Source organism: uncultured Sunxiuqinia sp., from assembly GCF_947495665.1.
GTDB classification, from domain to species: Bacteria; Bacteroidota; Bacteroidia; order Bacteroidales; family Prolixibacteraceae; genus Sunxiuqinia; species Sunxiuqinia rutila.
In genome coordinates, this window is sequence record NZ_CANLZV010000018.1 from 24,165 (window position 1) to 38,942 (window position 14,778).

The 14,778-nt window shown below is 44.9% G+C and carries 11 protein-coding genes; 6 read left to right on the forward strand and 5 right to left on the reverse strand.

All coding sequences use genetic code 11. From position 1 onward, the window contains the following. The first annotated feature begins 192 nt into the window (after nt 1-192). The 3 genes from Q1A18_RS16895 to Q1A18_RS16905 are packed head-to-tail and all read left to right on the forward strand — an operon-like array spanning nt 193 to nt 5,881. Nucleotides 193-1,371 (forward strand): HlyD family efflux transporter periplasmic adaptor subunit, encoded by a 1,179-nt coding sequence (locus Q1A18_RS16895; protein WP_299583403.1) that lies wholly within the window; start codon nt 193-195, stop codon nt 1,369-1,371. Then, entirely contained in the window at nt 1,355-4,552 is a 3,198-nt protein-coding gene (locus Q1A18_RS16900) for an efflux RND transporter permease subunit (protein ID WP_299583406.1), read from the forward strand. Before Q1A18_RS16895 ends, Q1A18_RS16900 begins: the two co-directional genes overlap by 17 nt. A gap of 39 nt (nt 4,553-4,591) precedes the next feature. Next, entirely contained in the window at nt 4,592-5,881 is a 1,290-nt protein-coding gene (locus Q1A18_RS16905; RefSeq protein ID WP_299583409.1) for a TolC family protein, read from the forward strand. 88 nt (nt 5,882-5,969) lie between these two features. On the opposite strand, the gene yiaK is transcribed toward Q1A18_RS16905, so the two are convergent. The 3 genes from yiaK to Q1A18_RS16920 form a co-directional block, all read right to left on the reverse strand. Beyond that, nucleotides 5,970-6,989 carry a 3-dehydro-L-gulonate 2-dehydrogenase gene (yiaK, locus tag Q1A18_RS16910; RefSeq protein ID WP_299583412.1) on the reverse strand — a complete coding sequence of 340 codons (1,020 nt, stop codon included), beginning with the start codon at nt 6,987-6,989 and terminating at the stop codon, nt 5,970-5,972. Between the two features lie 12 nt (nt 6,990-7,001). Beyond that, on the reverse strand, nt 7,002-7,688 hold the full coding sequence (locus Q1A18_RS16915; RefSeq protein ID WP_299583415.1) for an amino acid racemase: 687 nt from the start codon (nt 7,686-7,688) through the stop codon (nt 7,002-7,004). A 129-nt stretch (nt 7,689-7,817) separates the two neighbouring features. After that, nucleotides 7,818-8,612: a DUF1080 domain-containing protein gene (locus Q1A18_RS16920; RefSeq protein ID WP_299583418.1), complete on the reverse strand. Its 795-nt coding sequence runs from the start codon at nt 8,610-8,612 to the stop codon at nt 7,818-7,820. A gap of 363 nt (nt 8,613-8,975) precedes the next feature. Here Q1A18_RS16920 and Q1A18_RS16925 point away from each other — a divergent pair, with 363 nt between their 5' ends. Next, a complete protein-coding gene (locus Q1A18_RS16925; protein WP_299583422.1) occupies nt 8,976-10,019 on the forward strand; it encodes an ATP-dependent 6-phosphofructokinase in 1,044 nt (347 codons plus the stop codon). 87 nt (nt 10,020-10,106) lie between these two features. Here Q1A18_RS16925 and Q1A18_RS16930 read toward each other — a convergent pair whose 3' ends face one another. After that, nucleotides 10,107-10,817, reverse strand: a complete 711-nt coding sequence (locus Q1A18_RS16930; RefSeq protein ID WP_299583425.1) for a response regulator transcription factor — start codon at nt 10,815-10,817, stop codon at nt 10,107-10,109. 73 nt (nt 10,818-10,890) lie between these two features. Beyond that, on the reverse strand, nt 10,891-12,264 hold the full coding sequence (locus Q1A18_RS16935; RefSeq protein WP_299583428.1) for a HAMP domain-containing sensor histidine kinase: 1,374 nt from the start codon (nt 12,262-12,264) through the stop codon (nt 10,891-10,893). A 198-nt stretch (nt 12,265-12,462) separates the two neighbouring features. On the opposite strand from Q1A18_RS16935, the gene Q1A18_RS16940 reads away from it, so the two are divergent. Together Q1A18_RS16940 and meaB are read left to right on the forward strand one after the other, a co-directional pair. Further along, nucleotides 12,463-13,554 (forward strand): DUF1573 domain-containing protein, encoded by a 1,092-nt coding sequence (locus Q1A18_RS16940; RefSeq protein WP_299583431.1) that lies wholly within the window; start codon nt 12,463-12,465, stop codon nt 13,552-13,554. A 96-nt stretch (nt 13,555-13,650) separates the two neighbouring features. Next, on the forward strand, nt 13,651-14,775 hold the full coding sequence (meaB, locus tag Q1A18_RS16945) for a methylmalonyl Co-A mutase-associated GTPase MeaB (RefSeq protein WP_299583434.1): 1,125 nt from the start codon (nt 13,651-13,653) through the stop codon (nt 14,773-14,775). Nucleotides 14,776-14,778: the final 3 nt, after the last annotated feature.

Here is a 14,778-nt window from a genome sequence, read left to right on the forward strand (position 1 = left end):
GACTTTAATTCATGATTTTATATTTTGCAGCGGATTTGTGCTGGTACATAGCTTGATGCCTTGTGCGGGACGTTTTGTTTTGGACGAGTTTTCGCTCGTTGGGCTGGCTTTGCACATATAATTTTCTGTCGGACCAAATAGATTCTTTGTATTACGGATATCATACTAACATTAACCTATCAATAAAATCGCATGAATTGGAGAAAAATAACGTTTGTTGTCATTGCCCTGATTGTTCTCCTGGGAGGATCGGCGGCTTTGTCAAAACTATTTATTTCGATGAAACCCGAACCCAAACAAGGGCCCGCAGCTGATGTGAAGCGCTATGTTTCAGCCAAGCAGGTTGTTTATGAGGATATCGTTTCGGGAGTTACTGCCTTGGGTGGGGTGATTGCCGGCAATGAGGTGTTGCTGGTAGCTGAAGCAGCCGGGAAAATTGAAGCCGGAGCAGTTAGCCTGAAAAAAGGGGCTTCGTTTAAAAAAGGGCAGCATTTGGCCAGTATTTACAAAGATGAAATGGAGCTGGCCCTGAAAAGTAAAAAAAGTGTTTTTTTGAAAAGCCTGACCAATATTTTGCCCGATCTAAAAATTGACTTTCCGGACAGTTACCAAGCCTTTCAGGATTTCTTCAATCGGATTGATTTGAATAAGGAGCTACCGGACATGCCGGCTTATGACGACGAGAAACTGAAGGTTTTTTTGGCGAGTCAGGGGATTCTGAATGATTTCTACAGCATCCGTCAGGATGAAAAACGTTTGGAACGTCACTCCATGTATGCTCCTTTTAACGGCACATTTACACAGGTGAACCACGAAGTAGGAGCGTATGTGAACACTGGGGGGCAAATTGCTAAAATGATTCGCACCGATATGCTGGAGCTGGAAGTTCCTGTTGAAAATGGCTTTTCGAAATGGATAAAACTGGGCGACCGGGTGAAGGTGATTACCGGACAGCACAAAAATTTGGAAGGAACAGTTGTGCGTAAGGCGGCGTTTGTCGATCAGAATTCGCAGTCGCGCAGTGTGTTTGTTAAAGTTACTCCCCAACCCGATGTTGAATTGCTTGCCGGCGAGTTTTTGTCGGTTGAGTTTCCGGGGTATTTAATTGAGGGGGCCATGGAGATTCCCCGCAGTGCGGTGTTCAATACCAATACAGTGTTTACCGTTGTTGACGGTTATTTGCAGAAACAGCAAATTAATATCATTAAAGTAAATACCTCGACCTTAATTTTTGATGGACTGGACGAAGGAACCTACGTGGTTCAGGAGGCCTTGATCAATGTTAAAGAGCGCACGCCGGTAGAAATACTCGAAGCACAGGTAAGTGGAAATACACCAACGAAAAAGAACAAGGATGAGAAAGGCAGTTGAAACGTTTGTGCGATTTCCGTTCTATGCGAACCTGATTTTGGTTTTCTTGCTGGTAATTGGCGGGTTAAGCATGTATACGATGAAAAAGTCTTTCTTCCCGGAAAGGCCTTCTAAAAATATCTACGTATCGGTTTTTTATCCGGGGGCTTCTCCGGTGGAAATGGAAGAAGGGGTTACTTCGCGTATTGAAGAAGCTGTAAGAGGAATTCCCGGAATTTATGAAATCACTTCAACTTCTTCGGAAAATTCGGCACGGGTGCAAATTGAAATTACGGGTGACATCGACATTGATGAAACCTTAATTGAGGTGAAGAATGCGGTGGATGGAATTTCTTCATTTCCTTCGGCTGCCGAGCGCCCCATTGTTTTCAAACAACGAACTACCTCGCGGGCCCTGTTTCTGCGCATGAGTGGCGAGGTGGACCTGATGACTCTGAAGGAATACGCGCAACAGGTTGAAGAAGAGTTGCTGGCTTCAGGAAGAGTGAGTCAGGTGGATATTTATGGATTTCCGCAGTTGGAAATTTCCGTGGAAGCGACCGAACATGATCTGCTGCGTTATGGCATTACTTTTACCGACCTGGAAAATGCCATTTCGCAAAATAACCGGGATGTTTCAGGGGGAGAGATCCGGTCCATGCAGGAAGAATTGATCATTCGTCTGCGATCCCGAAGTGCTGACCCCAATAAAATTGGAGACATCGTCCTGCGGGCGAATATGGATGGAAGCATCATCCGGATTCGCGATGTGGCTGAGGTGAAAAAGAAATTTGCCGATGTGCCCACCAAAAGTTTGCGTAAGGGAAAACCGGTGGTGACCATCAGTATCTCAAAATTGATTGTAGAAGACCTGGAAGATATTGATGAGTATGTCCATCAATACGTGGAAGAATTTAACGCCAGGCATCCGGGAGTCGAAGTAGGGGTGACATTTTCGTTCCTCGAGTTGCTGCATAGTCGTTTGGACTTGCTATACACCAATGGTTTGCAGGGGCTGTTTCTGGTAGTTTTGGCGCTGGCATTTATGCTCAGTACACGACTGGCCTTGTGGGTAGCCTGGGGAATTCCGGCTTCTTTTCTGGCCATGTTTATTGTGGCCAACCTGATGGGAGTAACCATCAATATGATCTCGCTTTTTGGAATGATTCTGGTAATCGGAATTTTGGTGGATGACGGGATTGTGATCGGTGAAAATATTTTCCAGCATTTCGAGATGGGGAAAAGCCCCATGCGTGCAGCCATTGATGGAACAGTGGAGGTGATTCCTGCTGTGCTTACTTCGATTACCACAACCATTATTGCGTTTTCTCCTTTGTTTTTCATTACCGGAAGGATGGAAATGATGCATGAAATGGCTTTCATTGTGTGCGCCAGTTTGTTCTTTTCGCTTTTTGAAGCTTTTCTGGTGCTGCCGGCTCACTTGGGAAATGAGCATGTTTTGAGTAAACGAAGCATGGATTCGCGAACAAAGGGATTCCGGAAGTATACCGAGAGAATGTTTAATTGGTTGCGCGACTATGCCTATGATCGCGTATTGAAGCTGATTGTGCAGTGGCGGTATGTCGTTATTGGTGTTCCGCTGGCCATGGTTTTAATAACGGCCGGACTGATTGGTGGGCAAATTATTAAAACCACCTTCTTCCCACGCATGGAGTTCGATTCATTCAACATTAATATCGCCTTCACCCCCGGGCAGGGAGAAGCGCAAACGATGGCTTACCTGACGCGCTTTGAACAAGCTGTTTGGGAAGTGAACGAGGAGTTGAAAAAAGAATACAACGATACCGTTGATATTATTGACAATGCCTTTGTGAATATGGGAGTTGCTTTTGATGGGCAGGAATCGGGGGCACATGCCGGAAATATCAATGTTTTCCCACGGAACTCGGAAGAAACCGGTATCAGTACCTATGAAATAATCAACCGGGTGAACGAGAAGGTCGGGTCTGTCTTGGAGGCAGAGAAATTTACCATTGGTGCTCGCGGACGGTTTGGCGATCCGGTTTCCATAAGTTTGCTTTCGCGCAACATTGAAGAGTTGGAATCGGGGCGCGATTTCCTGATGGAGAAACTCGAGGAGATGCCCCAACTGAAAGATGTGGTGGATAACAATGCCTTGGGAAAACAAGAGGTTCGGTTAAAACTGAAGCCGATTGCTTACATGCTTGGCCTGACCGAGTCTTCCATTGCCAGTCAGGTGCGCCAAGGGTTTTACGGTGGGCAGGCTCAGCGGATTCAGGAAGGGCGCGATGAATTGCGGATTTGGGTGCGTTACCCAAGGGAAGACCGGACAACCCTGGGCCAAATGGAACGCATGAAAATAAAAACGGTTGCGGGCGATTATCCTTTGGCCGAGCTGGTTGATTATAACCTGGAACGTGGTCCGGTTAACATTCAACGTTTCAATGGAAAACGCGAAATCCGGGTTAGTGCTGAATTGGTTGATCCGGATGCCTCCGTAACCGAAATTCTGGCGCAAATTGAGCAGGGCATCATGCCGGAATTGCTGGCCCTGCATTCAGGTATTCGGGTGGAGTATCAGGGGCAGCAAAAAGAAAGTCAGCGAAACATGTCGGACATGGTTATTTATTTCCCCTTGGCCTTTTTGATGATTGTCTTTATTCTGATGATCAACTTCAAGTCGTTTGAACAACCCTTGTTGATTTTAATTATGATTCCTTTGGCGGTACTCGGATCTATTTGGGGCCACGGTATTCATGGAAAGCCTGTTTCAATTTTGAGTTTGTGGGGAATCGTTGCACTTACCGGGGTGATTGTGAACGATGCCGTTGTATTTCTGGCCAAGTACAATTCGCTTATTGAATCGGGCAAGAAAGTGCGCGAGGCAATTGTTGAGTCCGGTAAAAATCGTCTTCGTCCCATCATTTTAACAACGCTGACCACTTCATTCGGATTATTTCCATTGGTTCTGGAAAAGAGTTTTCAGGCGCAATTTCTGATTCCCATGGCTATTTCGCTGGTGTATGGTGTTGCCTTCGGAACCTTGTTCATCCTGTTGTTCTTCCCGGCGCTGATCATGATCTTGAATGACGTTCGGCGTGTTGTCCGGCAGTTATGGCAGGGGCGTAAATTTGAACCCGAAGAAGTTGAAATTGCTTACCTCCACAGTTTAAGAAAACTGGAAGATGGGCAAGGAGTGAATGACAAAAAATCAAACTAAAAGCACTTTGTAAGTTGCGTTAACGATAGGAATGTGTTTATGAAACAACTAAAAGTTTTTTTCTTACTAATACTGGCAAGCCTGAGTTTAAAGGCTCAACCAAGCCTGAGTCTGGAAGAAGCCATCAAACGATCGCTTGAAAATAATTACGATATCACTTTGGTGAAGCAACAACAGCAGATTGCATCGATCAATAACAGTTGGGGAGCAGCCGGCCGCTATCCTTATATTGGCGTGTCGTTAGGGGCGGATTATGCCTTGAATGATAATGCCAATGAAGACTTTATTCAAAATCGGTTTTCAGGTGGGGTGAACCTGAACTGGACGCTTTTTGATGGTTTTGCTGTGAAGATTACAAAACAACGGTTCGCCGAACTGGAGGAGCTGTCGAAGCAGAATACCGCGATCATGGTGGAGGGGACGATCCAGTCGGTGGTGCTGGCGTACTATGCTGCCTTGCTCGAAAAAGAGCGGCTGAATGTGCTGAACGAAGTGATGTTGTTGTCGGAAGACCGATATCAGCGGATTCAGCAGCGAAAAGAACTTGGTTCGGCAGTGACTTTTGAGGTGCTTCAGGCCCAAAATGCCTACCTGACGGATAAAACAAGTTACCTCTCTCAGCAGGTATTTTACAAGAATGCCTTGCGCGATCTGGCTTTTTTAATGGCTGATGACAGTGGGGCTTCGTACGAGTTGAATGATGAGTTTCAGGCGATGCCGGTATCTTATGTGTTGGCTGACTTGCAGGCTCAAATGGTGGCCAATAATAAAAGTTTGAAAAATCAATACATCAATCAAAACCTCTTGGAGAATGCTATTTTATCGGCTAAAAGTTCATACTACCCAACGCTGTCTTTTGCGGGGGGCGCTACGCATACCCGTACCGGCAATGACTTTGAGAACAGTGGAATTTCATGGAACAATGTCAATAACATGTATGGCAACTTTACGCTGAGCTACAACTTGTTTAGCGGAGGCAACCGGAAAAGGGCTCTTCAGATAGCCCGGCTGGAGGAGGAAAACGGCTTGGTTGAGCTGGAGCAAATGAAGCATGAACTGGATAACAAACTGGCAAATCTGTACGAGTTTTACCTGGTTCGGCAGGAGTTGCTTTCTGTGGCCCGTGAAAATATGGAAGCGGCTAAGCTGAACTTTCAGATTGCCCGGGAGAAGTTTGAAAGCGGTGCCATTAATTCGTTCAATTTTCGCGATGTGCAGCTGATTTATCTGAATACTTCGCTGCAGGAGCTGCAAGCGATTTACAATTTTATTGATACGCATACCGCTTTGCTTCGTATGGTGGGTACCATTGTTCAGCAATATGAATAGTTGGGCTGCTCCTCAGAATAATCAATAATATTTTTAGGCCCGGACAGCGAATGCTCCGGGCTTTTTTTTGCTTGCCCTTGAGACTGGTTTAGAAGTCAAGAATTTGTTGCCAAACATCAGCATGTACCGGTATGCCCAGCCTGCGGTTCTCAGCACGCGTTTGAATGACCCGTTGTCCGGGATAGCGTAAGGTCATTTCCGGGGCCACTTTTTCGGCGGAATGAAAATCATCCAGCACCGCTTGCAGGCTTTGTTGAATGGCCGGAAAGTTAGACAGCTGTTTTAGGTTTATGGCGATAAAAACCTGCGACACCCCATATTCTTCCTGGTGTTGTTGGGTGAGTGCGGAAGTTGATAAACCCGCAGAAAGGATGCTTGCAAATAAGTCCAGCATGAGCGATAAGCCCGCGCCTTTCCAATAGCCAATGGGCAATGGCCGGCCCGTTTCAATAATCTCCTGCGGCTGGGTGCTGAGTTCATTGTTGCGATTGAATCCGCCGGGAACAGAGAGCTGATGTCCCAACTGTTGCATGTTTTCCAATTTGCCGTATGAAAATTGCGACATCGCCATGTCCAGCACGATTGCTTCGTCTTGATAGGGAAGGGCAAAGACCAATGGATTGTTGCCCAGTTTGCATTCGCGGGCTCCCCAGGCCGGAAGGTTGGCGATGGTGTTGGCCCAGCCCATAAAGGCGAACCCTTGGCGGGCCGCTTGCCAGCCATAGTATCCACCGCGCATCCAGTGGTTGGTGTTGGCCAGAGCTACGAGCCCCAGGCCTTGCTCCTGGGCTAGTTCCATGGCTCGTTCGGTAGCCTGAAGCGCGTTACTCGGTCCCGGCCCCAATTGGCCGTCCCACTGTTCAATGGCTCCAAGCCGGTTTTTGCATTTGGCTTCCATTTCTGGTTTGATGTAGCCCTTCCGGGTGTATTCCACAAAACGAGGAAACCGGTTGACTCCATGGGAGTAAATGCCATCAAGGCTGTTGTTGGCAAAAATGGAAGCACAGTTTGCTGCTTTTTGTTCCGGAAAGCCTAAGTTGAGCAGTACTTCCAGAAAGCGGGCCTGCATGGTTTCAAAAGCAATTCGGGTAAACTGTTCAGAAGACATGGGTGTGTCGGATTAAAGGGCAAACTCAACGGCTGTGCGTGCATGAATTTCAATGGTGTTCAATAATGGAATGTCGCAGTCTTCCTGTTGAACAAGAAGTGGAATTTCAGTACACCCTAAAATAATGGCTTCAGCGCCTTTTTCCTGCAGTTGCCGAATGATTTGTAGAAAACGGTTTTTACTCTCGGAATTGATTTGATTAAAAACCAATTCGGAACTAATGCACTGCTGGATGAAATTCTGATCGTCCTCTTCCGGAACCAGTGTCTCAATGGCTTGTTCGGTGAGTTTCTCTTTGTAAAAAGGAAGCTCCATGATTGATTTGGTGCCCAGCAAGCCAACTTTTTTATAGGCTGACTGGCTGGCCTGAGTGGCAGTTGCCTCGCCGATGTGAAGCAGCGGAATCCGAAGGGCTTGCTGAATATCTTCTGCAAATTGGTGCATCGTGTTAGACGCTATTAGGATGCAGTCGGCACCACTGGCTTCCAGTTTTAGCGCGGCATGTTTTAGAGTCAGCATGATGGATAGCTGGTCTTTTTTTTGGCGCATGGCATCAATTTCTCCAAAGTTCAACGAATAGATAATGACACGAGCTGCGTGCAAGCCGCCCTTTTTTTCATTCATGAAAAGGTTAATCAGGCGGTAGTATTCCATGCTTGATGCCCAATTGATTCCTCCAACAAGTCCGATGGTCTTCATATAGCTTGTTCTGTATTTGTTTTGAATAATATTAACGCATTCGTTCGTGGCGAAAGCTGTGGATGAATGTATGAAAAACAAAAGAGGGTTGCAACTGCAACCCTCTGGTATCTGCTTCGAGAAGCAATTTTACAATTCTTTGATTTTGATGTTTTTAAACCAAACATCGTTTCCGTGGTCTTGCAAAGCAATGTAACCTTCTTTAGGCACATCCGCCCAGTTTTCGTTCAGGCCTGGAAATTTACTGTCAGCAACCAGGGCTTTCCAGTCATCGGTCCACAAGTGATATTCAACAACCACTTCGCCGTTTTGCTTGTGAACAACTGTGCCTTGGTAGCAAATGATTTCAACACTGTTCCACCCTCCGGCAGGCTTGGCGTTCTGTGGTTTGGCGGGAATCAGGTCGTACAATGAACCTGCCTGGCGGTTACCATCTTTTCCCAGCATGGCGTCCGGATGACGTTCGTTGTCCAGAATCTGCATTTCAGGAGCTGTTTTATAAATTGGCCAATCTTCAACTTCTTCGCCTAGGTAGAAAATTCCGGAGTTTCCACCTTCTGAAATTTTCCAGTCCAGTTTCAGTTGAAAGTTTTTGAATTTTTTGTCGAAAAGGATGTCACCACCATCCTCAGCTCCAGCTTCACCTTCTCCTGAACCTTTGCACATCAGGGTGCCATCAACAATTTGCCATCCGGTAGGGAAGTGGTCTTTGTTGACTCCACGCCAGCCTTCGGATGTTTTTCCGTCAAAAAGAAGCACCCAGCCGGCTTCTTTTTCAGCAGCTGTTAAGGTATTATCGGCGGCAGGCTCTTCCACTTGGACCGATTTTTCTTCTTTCGCATCTTCTGCTTTTTTAGTTCCTGTGTTGCAAGCGGTCGCAAATGCAAGTACAGTGGCAAATAGTAGCAAATAAACTCGTCTCATAGGTAAATTAAATTTTAGGTTATCGATTTAAATTATAAAGAATTAAAATGATGCTACGAATTTAATAAAAAACTTGGCAAATTCCGTGGGGGCTGCAGGCTGGATTCGTGGATTTTATCGGAATAAAAGGATACCGGAAAAGGATGAGTGAACCGATTTTTAGTGACGGTGTTTTGATGTTGGGTAGGCATGGAAAAATGAGCCTGTCCCGGAGTTGGCATTCATTCCTGACGGTCAGGCTTTCCAGCTTAGCCGAAGGAATGAAAGTGAATTTTTTTGAAAAAAAGCGAATTTCTTTTAGTAATTTAGATTGATATTTAAACCGGCCACATCCTTGTGGTAATATTCAAAATTAGATAGCATATGAGTACTCAAAAGCCAAAGCGAATAGGAATTTTAACAGCCGGGGGAGATTGCCCGGGACTAAATGCTGCTATTAGAGGAGTTGGGAAAACAGCAATTGTCGACTACGGCATGGAGGTCATTGGATTTACCGCTGGATTTTCGGGTCTGATTGAAAAGGATTTTGTTGAACTTAAAGAGTCGCATCTTTCCGGTATTCTTACTTTGGGAGGAACCATTTTGGGAACATCCCGCGAGAAACCTTACAAAGTGGTGAAAGATGGTGAAAATGATAAGCCGGAATTAATCAAACAGCATTACCAGGAATTGGGTTTGGATGCTGTTGTTTGTATTGGGGGCAATGGAACGATGAAAACCGCTGCGCGCCTGCAGCAAGAAGGTCTGAATGTAGTAGGTATCCCCAAAACCATTGACAACGATGTGTGGGGGACAGATGTAACTTTCGGTTTTGACTCGGCTGTGCAGATTGCCACCGAGGCCATCGACCGACTGCATACCACGGCCAACTCGCACCAACGGGTTATGATTATTGAAGTGATGGGACACCATGCCGGATGGATTGCCTTGTATGCCGGAATGGCTGGCGGAGGCGACATCATTCTGATTCCGGAAGTGGAGTATAATATCCGTTCGATTTGTAAAAAAATAGAACAGCGCTACCAAAGCAATAAGCCTTACTCCATTGTGGTTGTTGCTGAAGGGATCGATCATCCCAAAAAAGTATCAGCCGCAGCGCATGTTGGCGAGGCCATTCATACTTTTACTGGGATTGAAACCCGCGAAACAGTGCTAGGCTACGTGCAGCGCGGAGGAAGCCCCAGCCCGATGGACCGGATATTGGCTACCCGCTATGGTTCGTTTGCGGCCCAGTGCATCGCCGAGGGGAACTTTGGTTCGATGGTTGCCGTGCGCAATAACTTGCTGACTACAGTTCCGCTGGAAGAAGTTGGGGGTAAGCTGAGCCTGGTTGAAGCGGATAATCCGCTAATTATGAAAGCCCGGAAAATGGGAGTTGCTTTTGGCGATGAATACGAATTGATGTAAAAATAAGTGACTGATATAAAACAGGAATCCCGGCTTTTTAGCCGGGATTTTTTGTTTGCAGCCCATTCTTATTTGGTAAAGGTCTGCTTATTTCTTTTCAACCGGTGCATTGAAGCGAAAGCCAATGCCGTGCAGGTTGATGATTTTAATGTTGGAATCACTTTTAAGGTACTTGCGTAAGCGCGAAATAAACACGTCCAGGCTTCGGCCCAGGTAGTAATCATCCGATCCCCATACATTTTTGAGAATGTCTGATCGGCTTAGGACCGAGTTGGCATGCTCGCAGAAATACTTCAGCAATTCTGCTTCCTTATAAGTCAGGGTGCGTTTTTCGTTGCCGTACTGAAGGGTCAGGTGATCAAACAAAAAGTTGAAGTGGCCGACCTGGTAGTTGTTTTGTTCTTCAGATTCGAGGGTGTCGGTATGGCTTCGTTTTAGAAAAACTTTGATGCGCAGCAAGAGTTCTTCCATGCTAAAAGGCTTGGTAATGTAGTCATCGCCACCAATGTTAAACCCGTTAATTTTATCCTCAGTCATGGCTTTGGCAGTCAAAAACAAAATGGGAATGGACTGATCCTTTTCCCGAATTTTTTTCGCCAGCGAGAATCCATCCAGTTTGGGTAACATGACATCCAGCAGACATAGGTCGAAGGAGTTTTGTGCATAGGTTGCAAAGGCTTCTTCGCCATTTTCGGCTGAAGTTACTTCGTAACCCGCTTCTTCCAGGTTGTCGCGTATGATAAAGTTGAGGGTTTTGTCGTCTTCAACCAACAGAATTTTTTTCCCGGTAAGTTCCATAGTACAATACGGTGAAATAATTAGTGTTCTGTGTTTAATTTTGAATACCTGATTTCCGGAGAAAAGGCATGTTTTAAGCTTTCTTTTTCGGAATCGTAATGGTAAATATACTTCCTTTTGGTGAATTATCAGAGACTTCAATGCGCCAGTGATGGCGGGTGGTGATTTTATTGACATAATCAAGTCCCAGCCCAAATCCCTTTACGTTGTGGATGTCGCCTGTTGGAATCCGATAGAACCGATTGAAGATCTCTTTGCGGTATTCCTTGGCGATTCCAATTCCGTTATCGGCAATTTCAATTTGAAACCCTTTTTTGGATTGACTGATTCGGACCTCAATTTTGGGATCCTCGTCGCAATACTTAATTGCATTGTCCAGAATGTTGAAAATAACATTTGAAAAATGCAAGGGGTCGGCTTCTACCGTGGCCTCCTCCAATTCGCTGCGGAAAGTAATGCGATACTGATTCCCGTTTTGACTGGTTTTAAAATCAGCAATGCTTTTCTGAATGAAATGGTTTAATTCAACTGACTCCAGGTCCAGCTGAAGCTGTTGCTTTTCGATACTGGCCATTTGCAATACCTTGTCAACCTGTGCTGATAAGCGTTGGGTTTGTTCGGCTATAATCTGGCTGTAGTCCTTTAGCCGTTGGGGGTGCTCAATAATTTTAGGATCAGCAAGAACCTTGGACGAAAGGTCAATCGAAGCAATGGGGGTTCGAAACTCGTGCGTCAGGTTATTGATGAAGTTTTTCTGAATTTCGCTTAACTGCCGCTGCTTAAAAATGACGTACAAGGTGTAGCCAAAAAACAAAATGATGATGAGCAAAAAGCCGTTGACGACATACCATGCATGTACCTGGCTGCTGTAGTATTTTGACCGGCTGGGAAAGTATACCCCAAAGTAGTAGGTGTATTTTTCGCAAACCGGCAGACCACAATCAAGCTTGGCTGTCTGCGCTTTATAATGTTGTTCAAACAGCCGTTCTTCCGCCAGACAATCGTCTGATTGCTTGCTGGTCGGGTAGATTTGAGTCAACGTATCATTATTTTCGGTGAGGTGCTTGCCATACACCATCTTCTCGTTTTCGCAATCGTAAATGGCATATTCAAAATCCACATTCAGGTTGTGGTTCTTAAACTCCTGAACAAGGAAATGCTCCAGCAATCCCGGATGAATATCTTCGTTGACATTCACCACGTAATAGTTGTTGGAAATTTGGTCCACCGCATTGGGGAGGTCTACTTTTTGGGTTGATCCATGAACCTGCTGGTTGTAGGAAACCAGTTTTTGAGCCACCACATTCAAGGCTTTGGTGGTTGCTTCGTGAAACTTTTTTTCATTCAGGTTGACCGTGTTTCGTAAGAAAAAAAACTGAATCAGGATAATTCCCAAAACGGAAAAAGTGGCTAAAATGATGACGTATCTTAAGGTGTTTCTTCCCATGGTTGTAACATACTCAATTGACTACTACGAAACTACTTATTCTTTTGAAAAGCAACTTGCTGTTAACAACTTATTAACAAAAGTTAGTGATGCATTAACACCTTTGGGGATGAAGCTTTTATAGCTTTGTTTGTGCGTAGTTAGCGCGTGATTATTATCTTTGATCTGGATTTAAACACCTCATATAAAAAATTGGTTATGAAGAATTTTTTCATTTTTTTAGTACTAATCTCATTTGTAGCAGGCACTTCCGGCGAAGCTCAAACTGTAAAGGCTAAAATTGATTTTGAAACCTTGGAGCATGATTTTGGTACCTTCAAAGAAGAAGATGGTTCACAAACCTATAATTTTAAATTTGTGAACAATGGTGCATCACCCCTTATTTTAAATAATGTCCGTGCGGCATGCGGATGCACCACGCCCCAGTGGACCAAAGCCCCAGTGGCTCCGGGACAGGAAGGATTTATTAAAGTGAGCTATAACCCTCGTAACAGACCGGGACCTTTCAATAAAACAGTATCGGTAACCTCCAATTCCGAAAAACCCAATACGATCTTAAGAATTAAAGGAGTGGTTGAACAGCGTGAGAAAACGCTGGCAGAGCAGTATCCGCGTCAAATTGGGCCATTGCGTGCCAAAAACAACCATATTTCAATTGTGAAAATTACCGAGAATGAAGTAAGGACGGAAGAGCTCGAGCTGATTAACGATACCGATGAGCCGGTCAGCCTCGCGTTTAAAACTCCTCCAAAACACCTGACAGTAAAGGCTGTTCCTGAGACGATTCCGGCCAAAGGCAAAGGGAAAGTGGTGGTTACTTATGATGCCAAGGAACTGAATACTTATGGCTTTATGATGCACCGCATTTACCTCAATATCAACGGGGAGTCCAACTATCGCAATTCTATTGGTATTTCGGCGACTATCGAAGAGGATTTTTCGGCCTTGACTGCTGAAGAACTGGCCAATGCTCCAGTTGTTGCGTTCAACGAAAAAGTGCATGATTTTGGCGATATCAACCAGGGCGATGAAGTGGAATACACCTTCAATATTAAGAATGAAGGGCAGCGCGACCTGATCATCCGTCGGGTGAAAACCTCTTGTGGCTGTACGGCCGTTACTCCTGAGAAAAAAATTATTTCGAAGAATGAAGTTGTCCCATTGAAGGTGAAGTTTAGTTCGAAAGGAAAACGGGGACGGCAGAATAAGTCAATAACCGTAATTACGAATGACCCGAAAAATCCAACAACGATTTTACGGGTTTCCACCAACATCAAAGTAACCGGATAAGAGCCAAATAAGAAGATTAGAAAGCCGCTTCATTTTTTGGAGCGGCTTATTTTTTTGTTCGTACGCTAAGTTTTACCTTCGTAGAAATTTTTTCTCATGAGCATAAAAAAGAATTACGATCATATTGAAAACGATAAGGAATATAAAGGCTTGAAAGTCAATAAAGGAATTGATCATCCCGAAACCTTTAACGAGGATTCTATTCAGCGTTTTTTAAAGAATAAACGCAAACGAATAAAGACTGCAGATGATTATGTTGAAGGAATTTTAGCCGGAAATATTACCACTTTGAGTCAGGCGGTTACTTTGGTTGAGAGTTCCAAAAAAGAACACCAGGAAGTAGCCCGGGAAATCATCACCAAATGTTTGCCCTATAGCGGAAAGTCCTTGCGCATTGGAATTACCGGCGTGCCCGGAGTTGGGAAAAGTACCTTTATCGAATCGATGGGGAAATTTATTACCAAGCAAGGGGGAAAACTGGCTGTGTTGGCGATTGACCCCAGCAGTGAGCGTTCCAAAGGAAGTATTTTGGGCGATAAAACCCGGATGGAGCAGTTGTCGTCCGATCCCAATGCTTACATCAGGCCTTCACCATCGGCAGGCTCTTTGGGGGGCGTAGCCCGCAAAACCCGCGAAACAATTATTTTGTGCGAAGCCGCTGGTTTCGATACCATTTTTATTGAGACGGTGGGCGTAGGCCAAAGCGAAACCATGGTGCATTCGATGGTCGATTTTTTCTTGTTGTTGATGCTTGCCGGAGCTGGTGATGAATTGCAGGGTATCAAGCGGGGAATTATGGAAATGGCCGATGCCATCACCATTAATAAAGCGGATGGAAATAATGTTGATAAAGCCGAAATGGCCCGGATTCAGTATTTGAATGCCTTGCATTTGTTTCCGCCCACTGATTCGGGTTGGAAGCCTAAAGTGTTGACTTGTTCCGCCTTTCATCATATCGGAATTGACAAAATTTGGGAAACCATTCAGGAATATATCAGTTTAGTAGAAAAAAATGGCTATTTTCAGCACAAGAGAAATGAGCAGGCCAAGTTTTGGATGTACGAAACGATTAATGATCACTTAAAGTCTGATTTCTACCAGAATGAGGAGCTAAAAGAACTGACTTCAAGCTTTGAAAACAAAGTGCTGGGGCAGGAAATGAGTTCATTTGTCGCAGCCTTTGAGTTACTGAATAAATATTATCAAACAAAAAAATATTAACGG

Bases quoted from the DNA above. Each gene is read 5' to 3' on its own strand.
- Q1A18_RS16895 (WP_299583403.1), top strand. From the start codon at position 193: ATGAATTGGAGAAAAATAACGTTTGTTGTCATTGCCCTGATTGTTCTC.
- Q1A18_RS16900 (WP_299583406.1), top strand. From the start codon at position 1,355: ATGAGAAAGGCAGTTGAAACGTTTGTGCGATTTCCGTTCTATGCGAAC.
- Q1A18_RS16905 (WP_299583409.1), top strand. From the start codon at position 4,592: ATGAAACAACTAAAAGTTTTTTTCTTACTAATACTGGCAAGCCTGAGT.
- yiaK (WP_299583412.1), bottom strand. From the start codon at position 6,989: ATGTCTTCTGAACAGTTTACCCGAATTGCTTTTGAAACCATGCAGGCC.
- Q1A18_RS16915 (WP_299583415.1), bottom strand. From the start codon at position 7,688: ATGAAGACCATCGGACTTGTTGGAGGAATCAATTGGGCATCAAGCATG.
- Q1A18_RS16920 (WP_299583418.1), bottom strand. From the start codon at position 8,612: ATGAGACGAGTTTATTTGCTACTATTTGCCACTGTACTTGCATTTGCG.
- Q1A18_RS16925 (WP_299583422.1), top strand. From the start codon at position 8,976: ATGAGTACTCAAAAGCCAAAGCGAATAGGAATTTTAACAGCCGGGGGA.
- Q1A18_RS16930 (WP_299583425.1), bottom strand. From the start codon at position 10,817: ATGGAACTTACCGGGAAAAAAATTCTGTTGGTTGAAGACGACAAAACC.
- Q1A18_RS16935 (WP_299583428.1), bottom strand. From the start codon at position 12,264: ATGGGAAGAAACACCTTAAGATACGTCATCATTTTAGCCACTTTTTCC.
- Q1A18_RS16940 (WP_299583431.1), top strand. From the start codon at position 12,463: ATGAAGAATTTTTTCATTTTTTTAGTACTAATCTCATTTGTAGCAGGC.
- meaB (WP_299583434.1), top strand. From the start codon at position 13,651: ATGAGCATAAAAAAGAATTACGATCATATTGAAAACGATAAGGAATAT.